At 71.9% G+C, this 18,470-nt stretch carries 16 protein-coding genes; 6 read left to right on the top strand and 10 right to left on the bottom strand.

The annotated features are described in order from the left end of the window. Positions 1–87: 87 nt before the first annotated feature. On the bottom strand, positions 88–1,197 hold the full coding sequence (locus N912_RS0144310; protein WP_028927509.1) for a thiolase family protein: 1,110 nt from the start codon (positions 1,195–1,197) through the stop codon (positions 88–90). 126 nt (positions 1,198–1,323) lie between these two features. After that, positions 1,324–2,826 (bottom strand): acyltransferase, encoded by a 1,503-nt coding sequence (locus tag N912_RS0144305; protein WP_169748060.1) that lies wholly within the window; start codon positions 2,824–2,826, stop codon positions 1,324–1,326. A 238-nt stretch (positions 2,827–3,064) separates the two neighbouring features. Between N912_RS0144305 and N912_RS0144300 the strand changes: the two genes are divergently transcribed. Together N912_RS0144300 and N912_RS0144295 are read left to right on the top strand one after the other, a co-directional pair. Then, positions 3,065–4,078: a TIGR03617 family F420-dependent LLM class oxidoreductase gene (locus N912_RS0144300; protein ID WP_028927507.1), complete on the top strand. Its 1,014-nt coding sequence runs from the start codon at positions 3,065–3,067 to the stop codon at positions 4,076–4,078. Positions 4,079–4,227: 149 nt separating this feature from the next. After that, complete coding sequence (locus N912_RS0144295) at positions 4,228–4,608, top strand: hypothetical protein (protein WP_156994381.1); 381 nt, start codon at positions 4,228–4,230, stop codon at positions 4,606–4,608. 21 nt (positions 4,609–4,629) lie between these two features. Here the strand turns inward: N912_RS0144295 and N912_RS0144290 are convergent, their stop codons facing one another. Continuing rightward, a complete protein-coding gene (locus tag N912_RS0144290) occupies positions 4,630–5,880 on the bottom strand; it encodes an FAD-dependent oxidoreductase (RefSeq protein ID WP_028927505.1) in 1,251 nt (416 codons plus the stop codon). 131 nt (positions 5,881–6,011) lie between these two features. Here N912_RS0144290 and N912_RS58530 point away from each other — a divergent pair, with 131 nt between their 5' ends. Together N912_RS58530 and N912_RS0144280 are read left to right on the top strand one after the other, a co-directional pair. Then, on the top strand, positions 6,012–6,665 hold the full coding sequence (locus N912_RS58530; RefSeq protein ID WP_037069857.1) for a TetR/AcrR family transcriptional regulator: 654 nt from the start codon (positions 6,012–6,014) through the stop codon (positions 6,663–6,665). 85 nt (positions 6,666–6,750) lie between these two features. Continuing rightward, positions 6,751–7,614, top strand: a complete 864-nt coding sequence (locus tag N912_RS0144280; RefSeq protein WP_028927504.1) for a siderophore-interacting protein — start codon at positions 6,751–6,753, stop codon at positions 7,612–7,614. On the opposite strand, the gene N912_RS0144275 is transcribed toward N912_RS0144280, so the two are convergent. The 3 genes from N912_RS0144275 to sfnG form a co-directional block, all read right to left on the bottom strand. After that, on the bottom strand, positions 7,594–8,910 hold the full coding sequence (locus N912_RS0144275) for an MFS transporter (RefSeq protein ID WP_028927503.1): 1,317 nt from the start codon (positions 8,908–8,910) through the stop codon (positions 7,594–7,596). The genes N912_RS0144280 and N912_RS0144275 overlap by 21 nt on opposite strands. Further along, a complete protein-coding gene (locus N912_RS0144270) occupies positions 8,907–10,067 on the bottom strand; it encodes an LLM class flavin-dependent oxidoreductase (protein ID WP_028927502.1) in 1,161 nt (386 codons plus the stop codon). The genes N912_RS0144275 and N912_RS0144270 overlap by 4 nt, the downstream gene beginning before the upstream one ends. A 62-nt stretch (positions 10,068–10,129) precedes the next feature. Further along, the gene (sfnG, locus tag N912_RS0144265; RefSeq protein ID WP_028927501.1) at positions 10,130–11,230 is read right to left on the bottom strand and encodes a dimethylsulfone monooxygenase SfnG; all 1,101 of its coding nucleotides are present in this window, start codon (positions 11,228–11,230) and stop codon (positions 10,130–10,132) included. 257 nt (positions 11,231–11,487) lie between these two features. On the opposite strand from sfnG, the gene N912_RS0144260 reads away from it, so the two are divergent. After that, positions 11,488–11,922, top strand: a complete 435-nt coding sequence (locus N912_RS0144260; protein ID WP_028927500.1) for an SRPBCC family protein — start codon at positions 11,488–11,490, stop codon at positions 11,920–11,922. Here the strand turns inward: N912_RS0144260 and N912_RS0144255 are convergent. From N912_RS0144255 to N912_RS0144240, 4 genes are all read right to left on the bottom strand, one after another. Next, positions 11,919–13,385 (bottom strand): peptide MFS transporter, encoded by a 1,467-nt coding sequence (locus tag N912_RS0144255; RefSeq protein ID WP_028927499.1) that lies wholly within the window; start codon positions 13,383–13,385, stop codon positions 11,919–11,921. The two genes, N912_RS0144260 and N912_RS0144255, sit on opposite strands and share 4 nt — an antisense overlap. Positions 13,386–13,527: 142 nt before the next feature. Continuing rightward, entirely contained in the window at positions 13,528–14,733 is a 1,206-nt protein-coding gene (locus N912_RS58525) for a class I SAM-dependent methyltransferase (protein ID WP_037069855.1), read from the bottom strand. Then, complete coding sequence (locus N912_RS0144245) at positions 14,702–16,378, bottom strand: class I adenylate-forming enzyme family protein (RefSeq protein WP_028927498.1); 1,677 nt, start codon at positions 16,376–16,378, stop codon at positions 14,702–14,704. The genes N912_RS58525 and N912_RS0144245 overlap by 32 nt, the downstream gene beginning before the upstream one ends. Beyond that, a complete protein-coding gene (locus tag N912_RS0144240; RefSeq protein WP_028927497.1) occupies positions 16,375–17,328 on the bottom strand; it encodes a cyclase family protein in 954 nt (317 codons plus the stop codon). Before N912_RS0144240 ends, N912_RS0144245 begins: the two co-directional genes overlap by 4 nt. A 149-nt stretch (positions 17,329–17,477) precedes the next feature. Here N912_RS0144240 and N912_RS58520 point away from each other — a divergent pair, with 149 nt between their 5' ends. After that, entirely contained in the window at positions 17,478–18,455 is a 978-nt protein-coding gene (locus tag N912_RS58520) for a TetR-type transcription factor C-terminal domain-containing protein (RefSeq protein WP_064745555.1), read from the top strand. The last annotated feature ends 15 nt before the right edge of the window (positions 18,456–18,470 follow it).

Raw genomic sequence — 18,470 nt, 5'->3', positions numbered from 1 at the left:
TTCTGCTCGGAGCGTGGGAAAGGCGCACGACGGTGCGCCCTGGTCTCCATTATCGCAGGTCGCCAGGAAAACCGTCGTGCGGCTGCCTCACAGCAGCTCCAGGATGGTCGCGTTGGCCTGGCCGCCGCCCTCGGACATGGTCGCCAGGCCGTAGCGGATGTCCTGGTCACGCATGTGATGGGCCAGCGTGGCCAGCAGCCGGGCGCCGGCGGCGCCGAGCGGGTGGCCCAGTGCGATCGCGCCGCCGTTCGGGTTCAGCAGCGACTCGTCGGCGCCGATGTCCTTGAGCCAGGCCAGCGGCACCGGGGCGAACGCCTCGTCCACCTCGAACGCGCCGATCTGGCCCAGGTTCAGGCCGCTTCGGGCCAGCGTCTTCTCGGTGGCCGGGATCGGCGCGGTCAGCATCGTCACCGGGTCGGCGCCGGCCGCCACGGCGGTGTGCACCCGGGCGATCGGCGTCAGCCCCAGCTCGACGGCCCGCTCGCCGGTGGTCATCAGCATCGCGGCGGCGCCGTCGCCGGCCGGCGAGCCGTTGCCGGCGGTGATCACCCCGCCGTCGTCCTCGGCGCGGAACACCGTGCGCAGCGCGCCGAGCGTGTCCAGCGTGCCGCCCTCGCGGATGCCCTCGTCGGCGTCCATCAAGGTGCCGTCGGGCAGCACCACCGGCGCGAGCTGGCAGCCGAACCTGCCCCCGTCGCGCGCGGCGGCGGCCTTCTCGTGCGAGCCGAGGCTGAACTCGTCGAGCTGGGTCCGGGAGAAGCCCCACTGCTGGGCCACCAGCTCGGCGGCGATGCCCCGGTGCGGCGGCGGGCCCGGGTAGCGGTGGCCGTATCGCTCGCCGTACAGGTCCTGGCCGGAAGGGTCCGCCACCCGGCTGGCCGACTCGACGCCGCCGGCCACCACCACGTCGTACCGCCCGGCGACCAGCCCGGCGGCGGCGAAGTGCACGGCCTGCTGGTCGACGGTCACGCCGGGTACGGACTCCGGCCAGCCGGCGGCCAGCACGGCGGTGCGGGCGATGTCCCCGCTCGCGCAGCCCCAGATCACGTCGTCGACCACGGCGGGGTCGATCCCGGTGCGCTGGGTCAGTGCCTCCAGCAGGTGCGCGGACAGGTCCACCGGATGGATACCGGACAGCTTGCCGTCGCGCGTACCCACCGGCGTGCGCAACGCCTCCACGATGACCGCGTCCCGCACGTCACCACCTCCGGCCGGCGGGGGCGATCGTCAACCCGTGCGTCACCTCCCGGCCGCCTCACGGTAACCCTGGGGCGCGAACGAGCCACCGGAGCTGTCAGATAGCTCACACGGGTCCGCGAACCGTCAGCGGCCGGGCGAGGGCTCGGCGGCGGAGGCCTCCGGCTGGGCCTGGTACGGACAGTTGTCCGAGGCGATGTCGGCCACGCAGCCGGGGTTCGGCACCGGCGCCGGCTCGCTGGCCTGGAGGGTGTCGTCCTCCTCCCGGGGCGCGCTCTGGTCGCCGCCGACCAGCAGCACCGCGAGCCCGCTCAGCGCCAACAGCAGCGCCGGAGCCGCGGCCAGCCGCAGCCGCCCCGCCGCGCGCGACCGCACCCGGCCGCCGCCGAAGGGGAGCAGCCGGGGCGCCCGCGCCGGGTCCAGCCGGCCCCGGCCCATCAGCGCGGTGCTCAGCGGGGTGCGATGCAGCGCGGCGCAGACCGCCACCGTGAGCACCACCGTGAAGAACAACGCGGCCAGCGAGACCCACACCGACGGGACGAACACCCCGAACCGGCGGAACACCCCGAGCACCAGGTCCAGCACCATCGGGTGCGCCAGGTACACGCCGAAGGACAGCTGCGCGCCGTAGCTGAAGATCGCCCGCACCGCCGGCGCGCCCCGCTCCATGATCCACACGGCCAGCAGGTACAGCCCGCCGAGCGCGGCCACCGACCACAACACCATGATCGGCTGCAGCGGGCTGCTGGCGCCGAGCCCGCCCCTGCTCGGCAGCTGCGCCCAGAACGTCCACATCAGCACGGTGGCGGCCACCGGGATCGCGCCGAGCACCAGCGCCCGGTGCCGGACCACCCAGTCGTGCCAGCGCTCCAGATGCAGCCCGACGACCGCGCCGCCGACCAGCCACAGCTGGTACGCGAGCAGGCTGGCGTCCCCGACCAGGCCGCGCCAGCCGTTGTCCGGCAGCAGCACCCAGTGGTAGCAGGCCAGGGTGGCGACCTGGAGCGCCGCCGAGCCGGCCAGCACCAGCCCGTGGTGTCCCCTCGTCCGCCGCAGCAGCCGCAGCACCAGCGGGAACGCCAGCGTGAACTGCAGCGTGACCAGCAGGAAGTACATGTGGTAGCTGCCGTTGCCGGTCACCACCAGGTACAGCCAGCGCAGCGGCAGGTCGTCGAGCAGCAGGTCGAACGGCTCGGACCCCCGGGTGTGGTACAGCGACACCGCCAGGTACAGCGTGGTCCACAGCAGGTACGGGATGCCGATCAGCCGCAGCCGCCTGCGCCGGAAACCCGACTCGTCGGGCAGCCGCCCGTCCGGGCCGGCCTTGGGGTAGTACGTGCGCACCAGCACCAGCGCGGAGACGAAGAAGAAGATCTCCCGGCTGTAGTGCAGCAGGTAGCTGGTCTGCCCGAGCCCCACGCTGTCGATCGGGAACGGGCTGCCCAGCGCGTGCACCGCCACCACCGAGAAGCAGCTGAGCACCCGCAGCGCGTCGATCTGGTTGAGCCGCCGGGACCTGGACCGCCCGTCCCGTGCTGGCGCCGCTCCTGACGCAGCCGCCGAGCCGGAGCTCGGTTCGCTGGTGCGTTCGCGCACCGCCGTCGCGTGCTCGGAGAGACCGACCGACATCGTTGCGAGCTCCTCCTTCGCCACACACCGTAGTGGTACGCACGCGATCCGCGACCGAGTGCCTCGCCGACCGCACCAGGTTGCCCTATCCACGCTGTGTGCCAACAACCGGGGAGCTGTGTGTCCGATAAGACTCGACGACCGTGTCCCGCCACCGGATGAACGGCACACGTGTGACGGCAGATGTCGCTGGGACGGGTTAGGGTGCAGCGGCGACGACCTGGAGTGGAGGGCGTGCATGAAGATCGACTTCATCCTGGACGGCAAGCCCGGCGACTGGGACACCGCCGCCGAGGCGGAGCGCCGGGGCTACGACGGCGCCTGGCTCAGCGAGGTCAAGCACGACCCGTTCCCGGCGCTCGCGGTGGCCGCCACCCGCACCGAGCGGATCGAGCTCGGCACCTCGATCGCGCTGGCCTTCGCGCGCAACCCGATGTCGCTGGCGGTGCTGGCCAACGACCTGCAGCTGTACTCGGGCGGCCGGTTCATCCTCGGCGTCGGCTCGCAGATCAAGCCGCACATCACCAAGCGGTTCTCCATGCCGTGGTCGGCCCCGGCCGCCCGGATGCGCGAGTACCTGCTCGCGGTGCGCGCGATCTGGGCGTCCTGGCAGAGCGGCGAGCGGTTGCGTTTCGTCGGTGAGTACTACACCCACACGCTGATGACGCCGTTCTTCGACCCCGGGCCGAACCCGCACGGCAACCCGCCGATCCTGCTGGCCGGCGTTGGCCCTCGGATGACCGGCGTGGCCGGCGAGGTCGCCGACGGGTTCTTCGTGCACGGCTTCACCACCGAGCGCTACCTGCGCGAGGCCACCCTGCCGGCGCTGCTCGAGGGCCGGAAGGCGGCCGGCCACGACGGCCTGGACGGCTTCCAGGTCAGCGGGCTGCCGTTCATCGTGACCGGATCCTCCGACGCCGAGATGGCGGAGGCGGACGCCGCGGTGCGCAAGCAGATCGCGTTCTACGGCTCCACCCCGTCCTACTGGCCGGTGTTCGAGCTGCACGGCTGGGACACGCTCGGACCGGAGCTGAACGGGCTGTCCAAGCGCGGCGAGTGGGACGAGATGGGCCGGCGGATCACCGACGAGGTGCTCGACGCGTTCGCCGTGGTGGCCCCGCCCGACCAGGTCGCGCCCCGCCTCCTCGAACGGTACGGCGACATCTTCACCCGGATGAGCTTCTACACCCCGTACCCCGTGGCCGACGGTCTCTGGGAGCCCGCGATCCGCGATCTCAAGGCGACCGGCTGAGCCGTTCAGGCACCCTCGACCAACCGACTCGGGAATGTGCCGAACACCCCCACACGTGTGAGCGAAAGTGCCACACTTCGAGGCAAATGGCCTGGTGCGAACGCGGGGGCGTGATGGGACGGGTGTGGGCGCTGGCGACGATAGTTCTCGTGCTGTCGCTCGCGGCCGGCACACCGTCGGCGACCGCCGCCCAACCACCGAACCCCGATCCCTTCTCGTTCGAGGCATGCGCTTCAAAGACGAAGCCCGGCTGCGCGAAGGCGCTGGCGGCCGCCGGTGAACAAACGGCACGGCTGCGTCAGCAGATCAAGCAGAGTTCCGACCCGGGTAGGTTCGGCGCCGTTCTCAAGGCGGCCGACGCGCTCGACGAGAGCATCGCGAAGACCAAGGCGCAGGCCTGTGGTGACCTGGCGCCGGGGCCGAGCCCGGACCCGATGGCCGCGGCGCCGTGCTTGGGCCTGACGGGCGACTTGGTACTCGACTGGGGCAGCCTTGCTTCAGCGGTGGACTCCGCCAACTCGGGGAAGTAGCCGCGCCGCTTCCCTGGGACCTCACGAGCCGAGGCCCGCGAACAGGGCGCGCTTGAGCGGCGGGACGGCCTGCGCGATCTTCAGCGTGGTGCCGAACGCCAGGCGGGGCAGCCGGGCGTCGGACGCGGCCTGGCGGGCGTTGCGCAGGGATTGGGCGATTGCGCGGTTGGCGTAGCCGCGCATCTGCTCTTCGTAGGCGGTGACGGCGGCCAGTACGTCGTCGGGGCCGGCGTCGGTGAGCGCGCGGGTGAGCACGGCGGCGTCACGCAGCGCGGTGTTCGCGCCGATCCCGGCCATCGGCGTCATGTTGTGGATGGCATCGCCGATCAGGGTGACGGTGGTGGACGGCCACGGCCGCAGCGTCGGCATGCTCTTCAGCGCGAGCGCGTTCACCGAGGCCAGGTCGGCGCCGGTGACCAGGATCCGCAGCGCGTCGGCCCAGCCGTCGATCCGCTCGCTCACCAGGGCGCGGAGGGCCTCACCGTCCAGGTCGTGCAGGTCCGGCGGGAAGGCCGAGCGCGCGGCGGAGTAGCCCCAGAGCACGTAGTCGCCGGTGTCCACCGAGCCGGCTTTGCCGACACCCGTCCTCGGACCGCCACGCCAGGTGGCCGCGAACAGCGAGTCCGACCTCGGCGTCAGGATGCTCGCCGCACCGCTGGTCAGCTCGACAGGCAGGCGCGCCTCGCTCTCCGCCGTCAACGGATACCGCCCGGCGATCGCAACCACCCCCGTGTCGAACCGCCGCAGCTCCGGCAAATACTGCTGGCGCACCCGAGAGTTGGCCCCGTCCGCGCCGACCAGCAGGTCCCCCACCGCGGTCCCCCCGTCGGCGAAGTGCGCGCGCAGCCGCCCGTCCTCGGTGTGCTCGTACCGCACGAACTCCCGCCCCTCGTGCAACGCCTCCCCCAGCCCGTCCAGCAGCACCTCGCGCAGCCGCATCCGGCTCACCGAACGGTGCCGCCCCACCGGGTCGTCCGCCGCCGGGGTGAGCATCTCCGGTTCGAGCAGGGCCAGCCGCCGCAGCCGCCGGTCGTAGAAGCCGAACCCGCCGCCCGCGTCCCCGGCCGTCGAGTCGAACGCCGCCCACCCCCGCGCCGGCAGGCACCGGTGCAGCGCCCGGCAGCCGTCCGGGTTGATGTGGATCCGATAGCCCTGCAGCCAGTCGGTGCGCGCCCGCGTCCGCTCGTACACCCCCACGTCGATGCCGGCGCCCCGCAGCCCGTGCGCCAGGCACAACCCGCCGATCCCGCCACCAATGATCATCACTCGCATCACACCGCTCCTCACCGCTCGTCGCCGTTGCCTCCACAACTATCAATCGTACGAATGACTCTGTCAATCGTTTAGATGAAACTGTCATCGCGACGACTGAACGGCCCGAGAACGAGCTAGCATCGACATCCGTGCCAGCCCGCCGCCCCGAGACCGACACCGACACCGGCCGCCCGCGCCGCTCGCGCCGCTCGCCCGACGAGACGCAGCGCCGCCGGGACCCGGAGCGCACCAGGGAGCGGATCCTGGGCGCGGCCGTGGAGGAGTTCGGCGAGCACGGCTTCGCCGGCGCCCGGGTGAGCCGGATCGCCGCGCGCGCCGGCGTGAACGCCCAGCTGATCTCGTACTACTTCGACGGCAAGGCCGGCCTCTACCGGGCGCTGATGCGCAAATGGCGGGCGGTCGTGACCGACATCAGCCGCCCGGACCGGCCGCTGGACCAGGTCGCCGCCGACTACGTCATCGCCACCGAGGAACACCGCTCGTGGGCCCGACTGATGGCCTGGGAGGCGCTCGGCGGCACCCCGCCCGTCGACGAGCAGCCCGACGAACCCGACTTCCTGGTCGAGCAGCTCGCCGAGATACGCCGGCGCCAGGCGGCCGGCGAGCTGGCCCCCGACCTGGACCCCGCGCACGTCATGCTCGCGCTGTTCGGAGCGGCGGCCGCACCCACGCTGCTGCCCCAGATCGCCCGCCGGATCGTGGCCGCCGAGCCGGACTCCGCGGAGTTCCTCACCGCGTATCGTGATCAGATAGCACGAATGGTGCGCCACCTGGCGCCATGACCCGGTCGGTGGGTGGCACCCCACGGCCGCGAGCGGGTAGAAAAGAGTGAGTTAGGCTAGCCTAAGTCAACGGATGGGAGCTGGCATGGCGGACCGAGGACCTCGCAAGGCACCAGCCACGACCAGACTACTGGTTCGCCGGACCGAGCGGGTCACCCCGCACATGATCCGCGTGGTCGCCGCCCCGGACGACCCGGGCGCGCTCGCCCGCTTCGCGGAGAGCCCGCACACCGACGCCTACGTCAAGGTCGTGTTCCGCCGGCCCGAGGTCGGCTACCCGGAGCCGTTCGACATGGAGCGGGTGCGCGCCGAGCTGCCCCGCGAGCACTGGCCGGCGCTGCGCACGTACACCATCCGCGCGGTGGACACCGAGGCCGGCGAGGTCACCATCGACTTCGTGCACCACGGCGACGAGGGCCTGGCCGGCCCGTGGGCCGCGACCGCCGGCCCCGGCACCGAGCTGCTGGTGCTCGGCCCCGGCGGCGCGTACTCGCCGGACCCCACCGCGGACTGGCACCTGTTCGTGGGGGACGAGGCCGCGCTGCCGGCCATCGCCGCCGCGCTGGCCAGGGTCCCGAGCGGGGTGCCGGCGTACGCGTTCGTCGAGGTCGAGGACGCCGCCGAGCGCCAGGACCTGCCCTGCCCCGGTGACCTGCGGCTTCGCTGGCTGCTGCGCTCGGAGGCCGGCCAGGACGCGATCCTCGACGAGGTGCGCGGGTTCGACTTCCCGGCCGGCCGGGTGCACGCGTTCGTGCACGGCGAGGCGAACGCGGTCAAGCTGCTGCGCCGCCACCTGCTGCACGAGCGCGGCCTGACCATGGACCAGCTGTCCATCTCCGGCTACTGGCGCCGAGGCTTCGACGACGAGTCCTACCGCGCCGTGAAACGCGCCGACCTGGAGGCCGAGGCCAAGCGCGACGCCGAGCTCTCAGCGGCGGGCCGTCGGTAGCCAGCGGTACATCGCCAGCACGGCGAGCAGGCTGAGTACGGAGACCGCCGCCAGGTACACACCGGGCGCCCAGGGGGCGCCGTTGGCGGCGGCCAGCAGCGCGGTGAGGATCACCGGGGTGAGGCCGGACGCCCACACGCCGGAGCCCTGGAACACCAGCGACATGCCGGTGTAGCGGACCTTCGCGTCGAACAGCTCGGCGAAAAGGGTGGCCTCCGCCCCGGTCATCAGCGCGTAGCCGATGCCGAGCTGACCGACCAGCACCACCGTCGCCAGCACCGTCGACCCGGAGCGCAGCGCATAGAACGACGGCAGCACCGTCACCCCGAACGCCACCACCCCGGCCGCGAACACCGCCCGCCTGCCGTACCGATCCGCCAGCGCGCCCGCGACCGGCGTGAGCGCGGCCATCAGCAACGCCCCCGCCGTGACCGCCAACAGCACGTCCACCTTGTTCAACCGCACGGTCGTGGTGGCGTAGCTGATCGCGAACACCGCCCAGGTGTTGAACGACGCCCCCTCCGCCCAGCGCGCCAGCATGCCCAGCCCCAGCCCGCGCCGATGCTCCCTGGTGCGAAACACCTCCACCGCCGGCACCCGGGCCAGCCCGCCGGACGTCGCCAGCCGCCGGAACTCCGGGGTCTCCAACACCCGCAGCCGCACCACCAGCCCCACCGCGACCAGCACCACGCTGAGCACGAACGCGATCCGCCAGCCGTAGGACGCGAACGCCTCCCGCCCGAGCGCCTCGCCGAGCAGCGCGAACACGCCAGTGCCCAGCGCCAGCCCGAGCCCCAGCCCGACCTGCGGCACGCTGCCGAACCGGCCGATCTTCCCGGGCGGGGCGTTCTCGGTGGCCAGCAGCACCGCGCCGCCCCACTCCCCGCCGACCGCCAGCCCCTGCAGGATCCGCAGCACCACCAGCAGCACCGGCGCGGCCAGCCCGATCGTGGCCACCCCCGGCAACAGCCCGATCAGCGCGGTCGCCGCGCCCATCAGCACCATCGTGGCCACCAGCGTCCGCTTGCGCCCGAGCCGGTCGCCGATGTGCCCGAACAGCAGCCCGCCGATCGGCCGCGCCACGAACCCGACCGCGAACGTGCCGAACGCCAGCAGCGTGCCGACCACCGGATCGTCCGCCGGGAAGAACAGCGCGGGGAACACCAGGCTCGCCGCCGTGGCGTAGAGGAAGAAGTCGTACCACTCCACCGTGGTACCGACCAGGCTGGCCAGCAGGATCGTCCGCGCCGATGCCGGCGGCCGCTCGCCGGTCGCGGGTAAGGCGACGGTGGTCATCGTGCCCGCGCGAACGGGACGGCCGCCGTCTCCGCCCCGGCGTGCGCGACCGACCCGGCCGGCGGCTCCCACAGGCCACGCGCGCGCAGCACCGGCAGCACGCCCTCGCCCACCCACCAGGCCTCCTCCAGGTGCGGGTGGCCGGAGAGCACGAACTCGTCGATGCCCAGCGCGTGGTACTCCGCGATCCGGTCGGCCACCTCGGTGTGGCTGCCCACCAGCGCGGTGCCCGCCCCGCCCCGGACCAGCCCGATGCCGGCCCACAGGTTCGGCGCCACCTCCAGCCGCTCGGTCGAGCCGTTGTGCAGCGCGCGCATCCGCCGCTGGCCCTCGGACTCCGAGCGGGCCAGCCCGGCCTGCACCGCCTCGATCGCGGCCGGGTCCAGCGCGTCCAGCGTCTGCTGGGCCACCGCCCAGGCCGCCTCCGAGGTGTCGCGGGCGATCACGTGCAGCCGGATCCCGAAGCGCAGCGTGCGCCCCCTCTCGGCGGCCAGCTTGCGCACCCAGGCCAGCTTCTCGGCGACCTGGTCGGGCGGTTCGCCCCAGGTCAGGTAGGTGTCGACGTGCTCGGCGGCCACCTCGCCGGCGGCCGCCGAGGACCCGCCGAAGTACACCGGCGGCACCGGGTCCGGCGTGCGCAGCAGCGACGCGCCCTGGACCCGCACGTGCCGCCCGTCGAAGTCCACCGTCTCGCCGCGCCACAGCGCCCGTACGACGTGCAGGAACTCGCCGGTGCGCGCGTAGCGGTCGTCCTTGGACAGGAAGTCGCCGTAGGCGCGCTGCTCGGTCGGCTCGCCGCCGGTCACGATGTTGAGCAGCAGCCGCCCGCCGGTGTGCCGCTGGTAGGTGGCCGCCATCTGCGCCGCCAGCGTCGGCGTCAACATCCCCGGCCGGAACGCGACGAGAAACTTCAACCGCTCGGTGGTCTGCGACAACATCGCGGTCGTCAACCAGGCGTCCTCACACCACATGCCCGTCGGGGTCAACGCCGCCTCAAACCCCAACTGCTCCGCCGCCCGCGCGACCTGCGTCAAATACCCCAAGGTCGCCGGCCGCACCCCACCGGCCGACCCCACCGCCACCCCATGCCCCCCGCCCACCGGCTGCCGCCCGTCCCCGTACGTCGGAAGGAACCAGTGCACCCGCACGCCACTCATGTCCGTACCTCCAAAACCCGCCCGCGAGTCGGGATTTCTGTCAGGGTGAGTCGGGGTTTCCGTCAGACCGACACCGACTCCCGCGCCGGCGACGACGCCTCCAGCTCGCGCACCAGCGGCAGCACCCGACGGCCGAAGTACTCGACCTCCTCGTGGTAGTGCAGGAAGCCGAGCAGCATCAGGTCCACGCCCAGCGCCTTGTAGCGCACGATCCGCTCCGCGACCTGCTCGGGCGTGCCGATCAGCTGGGTCCGGAACCCGTCGTTGTACTGCACCAGGTCCTCGAACGAGCTGTCCGCCCACATCCCCTTGCCGTCCGATGTGGACTTCCCGGCCTGGGTCACCGCGTCCCGGAAGCCCTCCACCGACGGCCGGTGCGCCCTGGCGACGATCTCGCGCAGCGTCTCGCGCGCCTCCGCCTCGGTGTCCCGCGCGATCAGGAACCCGTTCAGCCCGAACCGCACCGACCGCCCCTCCGAGGCGGCGCTGGCGTGGACGTCACGCAGCTGCTCGACCACCCCGTCGAAGTCCTTGCCGTTGCTGAAGTACCAGTCCGACACCCGCCCGGCCATCCGCCGGGCCGCCGTCGAGTTGCCGCCCTGGAAGATCTCCGGGTGCGGCCGGTCGGGACCCCGAACCGGCTTCGGCTTGAGCGAGAAGTCCCGGATCCGGTAAAAGTCACCGCCAAGCGAGAACCCGTCCTCGGTCCAGATGCCGCGCAGCGCACGGATGAACTCCTCGGAGCGGCGGTAGCGCTCGTCGTGCTCCAGCCACGGCTCGCCGAGCGCGGTGAACTCGCCCTTGAACCAGCCGCTGACCACGTTCACCGCGAACCGGCCGTGCGAGAGGTGGTCGGCGGTCGCGCCCAGCTTGGCCAGCACGCCCGGGTGCCACAGCCCGGGGTGCACGGCGGCGATGACCTTCAGCCGCTCGGTGGCAAGCAGCAGCGCGAGGCTGAAGCTGGTGGACTCGTGCTGGTACTCCGCGCCGTAGCTGGCCATGTAGCGGACCTGCGAGAGCGCGTAGTCGAAGCCGTTGTTCTCCGCGAGCACCGCCAGCTCGCGGTTGTAGTCGTAGCCCCAGTCGGTGCGCTGGTCGATCGTGCTGGTGACCAGGCCGCCGCTCACGTTGGGCACCCAGTAGGCGAACTTGATCTCTGACATGTCTGAACTCCCCGGGAGGCGTGTGCCTGATGTGTCGGGTTGGGTTCAGAGACGACAGGCCTGCGAGCTGACCAGCGCGAAGTCGACGTGACGTCGCTGGGTGAGCGGCGGCCGGTGCATGTGACTTAATCCATCAGAATAGTCAACAAGTGTCAACGCCCGGGTGACCGGTCACACCACGGGCTGCCAAAACCCGCGACTCACCCTGACAGAAATCCCGACTCGCGGATGGGGTGGGCGGGCGTAAGTTTGGCGGCGTGCGGTATGAGATCGCGGTCGACGTGGACGGGTCGGTTGAGCGGGTGTGGGACGTGCTCGCGGATGTGGAGAGCTGGCCCGGGTGGACGCCGACGATGACGAGCGTGCGGCGGTTGGAGGACGGGGCGTTCGGGCTGGACAGCACCGCGGAGGTGCGGCAGCCGAAGCTCGGGCGCAACGTCTGGCGGGTCAGCGGGTGGGAGCCGGGGCGGCGGTTCGAGTGGACGACGAACGGCCCGGGCGTCACCACCCGGGCCGACCACCGCATCGAGGCGCTGGACGGTGGCCGGTCCCGGGTGACGCTGGAGGTCGAGATGACCGGCCCGCTGGCCGGGGTGGTCTCGCTGTTGGCCGGCGGCATGACCCGCCGGTTCGTCGACACCGAGGCGGCCAGCCTCAAGAAGCACTGTGAGGCTGGGAGCCCCGGCGCCTAGTGCACGCCCTGCATGTGTCGGGAGATCCACGGGTTGAGGGCGGCGACGATCACGCCGATCACGATGGTGATCGCGCCGCACAGGCCGAAGTAGGCGAACTCGTGCTCCGGTGAGTAGAACTTGGCGAGCACGCCGGCGTTCGAGGTGCCCAGGCCGACGGAGAAGAAGTACAGCGCCATCATCTGCGCGCGGAACGTCGCGGGCGCCAGCTTGGTGGTCACCGACAGCCCGATCGGCGAGAGCAGCAGCTCGGAGATCGCGAACACCAGCATGATCCCGAGCACCGCCAGCGCCGGGCTGGTCTTGCCGGTGCTGCCCGCCATCGGCAGGAACAGCAGGAACGCGACGCCCATGCCGATCACACCCAGCGAGAACTTGATCGGCGTGGCCGGCGCGCGGGTGCCCATCTTGGTCCACATGGCGGCGAACACAGGGGCCAGCAGGATGATCCAGATCGGTTCCTCGGACTGGATCCAGGCCGGCGGCGCCTGCCAGCCGAAGATGTTCCAGTTCATCCGCTCGTCGGAGTACACCGCGAGCATGGTGAACAGCTGCTGGAACAACGACCAGAACGCGGCGTTGGCGATGAACAGCGGGATGAACGCGCGCACCCGCGCGCGCTCGACCGGCTCGACCTTCTTGCTGGTCAGCATCACCACGAAGTAGGCGATCGAGGCGACCGCGATCACCCCGGTGGTGACCCTGGCCAGGTTCGCGAGCGTGACCACGCCGGTGAACAGCACGGCCACCACGACCACCAGGATGGCCACGCCGATCCCGGCCGCCTTGACCCGCGCGGCGTCGGGGAGCGGGTTGGTCGGCTCCCGGCCGGCGGTGCCCAGGTTGCGGCGGAACACCACGTACTGCCCCAGCCCCAGCCCCATCCCGACCGCGGCCAGCCCGAACCCGTAGTGGAACCCGAACTCGATCTGGAAGAACCCGGTGAGCAACGGCCCGAAGAACGCGCCGAGGTTGATGCCCATGTAGAACAGCGTGAAGCCGCCGTCCGCGCGCGGGTCACCGGTGGTGTAGAGCCGCCCGAGCAGCGAGGACGCGTTCGCCTTGAGCGCGCCGCTGCCCAGCGCGACACACACCAGGCCGACCCCGACGCCGGTCATGCCGGGCACCACGGCCAGCGCGATGTGCCCGATCATCACCACGAACCCGCCGTAGAACACCATGCGTTCCATGCCGAGCAACCGGTCGGCCATCCAGCCGCCGAGCACGGTGGCCAGGTAGACCAGGCCGCCGTAGGCGCCGGTGATGCTGGTGGCGGTGGCCTGCGGCAGCCCGAGGCCGCCGTCGGTCAGCGAGTAGTACAGGTAGTAGATGAGGATGCCGAGCATCCCGTAGTACGAGAACCGTTCCCAGAGCTCGACCCCGAACAGGTTGGTTAACCCGATCGGATGACCGAAGACCGTCCGATTCTCCGGACGTTCGACGGTCCCTGCCACATCGGACATGTTGCGTCCTCCCCTCCCCAGGGGCACGGATGTGATTCTCCGCACCCAAAGTGGGACGGAGCGTACTGCCGAGTAACGGAACGCGCATTAGCGGTTACGCGCGAATTGAGGACCGGTGTTGTCGGGTCCGACAACGACGCTCTCAGGAACGCCCGGCCACCGGTTCGCAGAGCAGCGCCCACGGGCGGTCGTTCACCCGGGTCATCACCAGCACCCCTGGTCGGTCGCCGGTGGTCTTGAGCCGCCGCCGCAGCGCGTCGACGTCCCCGGCCAGGCCGCGGCGGCGGATGTCCAGCGGGCCGATGCGGTGCGCGCGCAGCCGGGCGGGCAGCTCCTTCTCCCGCCACGGGCCGTCGTCGAGCACCCGCAGCGTCCGGCCGAACGGGGTGTGCGGGGGGTGTTCGGCGGACAGGAACGCGATCCTCGGGTCGATCTTCCAGGCGCCCAGCTCGCGGGCCAGCTCCTCGACCAGGCCGGCGCGGGTGACCGCCGGGCTCGGGTCGAGGAGGTACGGCCCTGGCGGGCGGCACGGGACCGGGTCGCCGGGTGACGGGAGCAGCTGGTGGCCGCCGGGCAGGACGGTGGCCCTGGTCGCCTTGCCGGTCGCGAAGGCGGGCGACCAGATCACCGCCTCCTTCAGCTCGCGCCCGTCGGCGACGAACTCCGTCTCCCAGCCGGACGGCACCAGCGAGCGGTCCAGGCCGGGCGCGGCCTTGACGGCGACGTGGGGGGTACGGGCGGTCAGGGCCAGGCACCAGTCCAGCGGCGGCTCGCTGTCCCCGGTGCGCAGCCGCCGCCCGCCGGCCCGCCGCGCGGGGTCCACGAACGCCGCGTCCATGCCGTCCAGGTCCGCGTCCCGGACGTCGGCCCGCGAGGTGTCCACCGCGCCCGCCACGTCGTAGGCCGCCGCGTTCAAGGTGGCCATCCGCAGGTGCACCGGGTCGAGGTCCACCCCGCGCACGTCCGCGCCCGCGCCGGCCAGCGCGACCAGGTCACCGCCGATGCCGCAGCACAGGTCGGCCACCCGCACGCGCCCGGCCGCCGCGAACCGTCCGGCCCGGTGCGCGGCCACCGGCTCGGCGGAGGCCTGCTCCAGCCCGTCGCGGGTGAAGAACATCCGCCCCGCCCTGGAGAACTTCGCGCGGGCGCGCACCCGCAGCTCGTGCTGCCCCAGCGCGGCGGTGACCAGCTCGGCCGGGAACTCCCTGCGCAGCGCCGAGGCCAGCCTCAGCTCGTCCGTCGCGCTCACGTCCGTACCGTCCAGCCGGTCCAACAGCGCGCGCCCGGCCGGCGATGTCAGCAGGTCCAGCCCGTCCTCAGCCCGCCGCTGCCCCGTCTCGAAGCTCACGCCGCAGGATCTTGCCAGTCGTGGTCTTGGGCAGTTCGTCGATGAACTCCACCGACCTCGGGTACTTGTACGCGGCCATCCGCTGCCGGCAGAAGTCGATCAGCTCCTGCTCGGTCGTCTCGACGCCAGGGCGCAGCGAGACGAACGCCTTGACGGTCTCGCCCCGGTACTCGTCGGGCACCCCGACCACGGCGGCCTCCCGCACCGCCGGGTGCCCGTACAACACGTCCTCCACCTCGCGCGGCCACACCTTGTACCCGGCCGCGTTGATCATGTCCTTCTTGCGGTCGACAATGTAGAACCAGCCGTCGGCGTCCATGAAGCCGACGTCGCCGGTGCGCAGCTCGCCGCCGGGCAGCGACTCGGCGGTGGCCTCCGGCTTGTTCCAGTAGCCGGGCACCACCTCGGGTCCGGAGGTGGCGATCTCGCCGACCTCGCCGACCGGCAGCTCGTTGCCCTCCTCGTCCAGGATCCGCACCACGGTGTTGAACACCGGCACGCCGATGGACAGCGCCCCGGAGTTCGGGTCCACCGGCGCCCGCGCCCCGAGCGGCACCCCGTGCGAGGGCGAGCTGGTCTCGGTCAAGCCGTAGATGTTGTGGATGTACAGGCCGGTCTGCTCCTCGAAGCGGTCGGTGACCGCGGGCGCGATCGGGGCGCCGCCGGAGTAGAGCATGCGGAACGAGGCGAAGTCCTCCTTGCCCACGCCGTCCACGCCCGCGAGCGCGATGAACACGGTGATCGCGCCGACGGTGAAGGTCGGGCGGTGCTCGCGGATCGCGTCGATCACCACGTTCGGCTCGAACCGGTGCGCGAGCACCAGCGGGCAGGGCAGCAACAGCGCGACCCCGACGTGCCCGACCAGGCCGGTGATGTGGAACAGCGGCGCCACGCCGAGCACGCTGTCCTCGGGCGTCAGGCCCATCCACTCGCGGTAGGTCTGGGAGTTGAACGCCAGGTTGGCGTGGGTGTTCATGGCACCCTTGGGAACGCCGGTGGTGCCCGAGGTGTAGGTCAGGATGGCCACGTCGTCGGGCTGGGGGGCGGGCGCGTGCGGGTGGCGGCCGGCGTAGTCGTCGAGCAGTTCCAGCAGGTCGAACGTGCCGAGCGGGCGTTTCGTGCCCTGAGCGCCGGCGAACAGCCGGGGGTCGCCCCGGGTCTGCCAGTCCAGGGCCGAGCAGGTGATCACGGTGTGTACCTGGACGCCCTCGCCCTCGCGCACCACGTCCCTGGCCACCGACTCGTACAGCTCGTCGAGGCAGAGCAGCGCGCTGGCCCCGGAGTCGGCGAGCAGGTACGTCAGCTCGCGGGCCTTGTTCATCGGGTTGATCGCCACCGCGGCGCCGCCGGCCTTCCAGGCGCCGAGCAGGGCGATCACGAACGCCGGGTTGTTCTGGGTGTACACCGCCAGCCGGTCGCCGGCGGCGAACCCGTGCGCGGCCAGCGCCACGGCCAGCGAGTCGGACGCCGCGTCCAGCTCGGCCACGGTGAGCACGCCGTCGAAGTAGCGGATCGCCTCGGTGTCCGGGGCGCGCGCCACCGAGGCCCGGAACAGCTCCAGCATGGTGGCGTGATCGGCGGTGATGTCCGCCGGCAGCCCGTCGGTGTACCGCCCGAGCCAGGGCCGGTCCGTGTAGACGGTCATTTGATCGCCAGCGGGTTGACCGGCGAGCCGGCGGCGCGGTGCACCTTGAGCGGGGCGGCGGCGTAGAGGAACGTGTACTGGCCGTCCTCGGCGCAGCTCGCGGCCAGCTTCTCCAGGTCGCAGATCTCGGTCAGGGTGACGCCCAGGTTGCGCATGAGCGCGCAGTGCAGGGGCAGCGCGATGCCGGTGGCCGGCTCGTAGGTCACCTCGTTGGCCATGGTGTCGGTGACCAGGTTGGGGATCTCCCGGTCGGCGAACCAGCGGACCAGCTCCGGGCTGTAGGTGAGGCCGGGCTCGACGAAGTCCTGGTAGAACTCCTCGCCCCTGTCGAAGAACAGCTTGAGGAAGTTGGTGCGGATGAGCAGCACGTCGTGCGGCTCGATGGTGTGGCCCTGGGCCTTGGCGCACGCCTCGAGGTCCTCGTGGGTGAACGTCTCGCCGTTGTCCAGGTGCTCCTTGCCCCGGAACCGGGCGATGTCGAGCAGCACGCCCCGCCCGACCACGCCGCGCTCGGCGATCGGCTCGACGCTGGCGATGTCCAGCCCGCCGACGGTGGTGCGCGCGTCGTGCCCGTTCCAGATCGTGCCGTCGTACCAGACGTGGCCCAGCGCGTCGTACTGCGTGGAGCCCTGCAGGAAGGCGTTGATCTTGTCGTCGGCGTAGTGCAGGCCGCCCGGGAAGGCCGGCGCGTCGTCGCCGTCCCAGGTGGACTCGTCGACGATCATCGTGCGCTCCGCCGGCGTGCGGCCGGGCCAGCACGGGTCGCCCTTCGGGTCGTTGATCAGCCGCTGCAGGGTGAACACCGTGCCCGACCTGACGTGCGCGACGCCGCGCAGCACCTCGGCCGGGGTCAGGTAGTTCAGCGCGCCGACCTCGTCGTCGTCGCCCCACTTGCCCCAGTTCTTCGGGGCGTCGCGCAACAGCTCGGACATGGTCTTCGGCTCAGCCACCCCGGCCACCTTCTCCGCTCGTCCAGCACTGACCGACCGCTCGTTCGGCCGGCACTATGACGTGCCACACTTTTCCATCGGCCGGGTGGGCGTGCAATGGGAAGAACGGTGGAGCCGGACGGACCGTGTGTTCAGTTATCCTGAACAGCATGACCGGCCACACGGTGCGGGAGTCGCGGCTGGTCGCCGGGCTGTCGCTGCGCGAGCTGGCCCGCCGGATCGGGGTGAGCCCGGCGACGTTGAGCGCGATCGAGACCGGCAGGACCGGGCTGGAGGTCGGCCGGCTGCACGACATCGCCGCCGCGCTGGGCACCACCCCCGATCGACTGCTCGCCCCCGGCCGCGGCCCGGCCCCGCCGCCCGACGAGACGCCGCCGCCCGGATCGGCGGCGGACTGGCGGACGTTCGCGCCGCTGCCCATCGACCCGGTGCTGGCCGCCGCGATCACCGCGTTCGTCCGCACCGGCTACCACGGCGCCACCATGCGCTCCATCGCCCGGCTGGCCCGGATGAGCGTGCCCGGCGTGTACCACCACTACCGCAGCAAGCAGGAGCTGCTGGTCACCACGCTGGACCTGACCATGGCCGACCTGATCTGGCGGATGCACGCGGCGGACCGGGAGGCCCTCGGCGACGAGCACAGCCGAGGCGGCGTCGCCAGGGTGCGGCTGATGGTGCAGGCGCTCGCGCTGTTCCACACCCACCGCCGGGAGCTGGCCGCGATCGGCGCCAGCGAGATGCGCGGGCTGGAGCCGGCCAACCGCCGCCGCATCGCCGGGCTGCGCAACGACGTGCAGCACCTGCTCGACACCGCCATCGACCACGCCATCGCGGACGGCGACCTGCACACCACCAGCCCCCGCCACGCCGGCCGCGCGATCGCCACCATGTGCACCTCGCTCACGCAATGGTTTCGCCCCACCGGCCCCGACACGCCCGAGCGGATCGCCATCGAGTACGCCCGGTTCGCCCTGGGATTACTCGGCCACCGCAATACCACAGAACACCGGGTGAATGCAGGTCCGTTCGGGGTCAAAGCCGCGACAACAATCCCGGCGAGCCCTCTTGACACGCCGCCGGAAGGTCGGGATCACGAATGCCACACGCGTACCGACCGTATTTCCTGAAAAGAATAACGTTGC

It is taken from the genome of Actinospineispora acaciae DSM 45401 (assembly GCF_000620785.1).
GTDB classification, from domain to species: Bacteria; Actinomycetota; Actinomycetes; order Mycobacteriales; family Pseudonocardiaceae; genus Pseudonocardia; species Pseudonocardia acaciae.
Note: the sequence above shows the minus strand (reverse complement) of the source record. Positions and strands in the feature narration are given on the sequence as shown.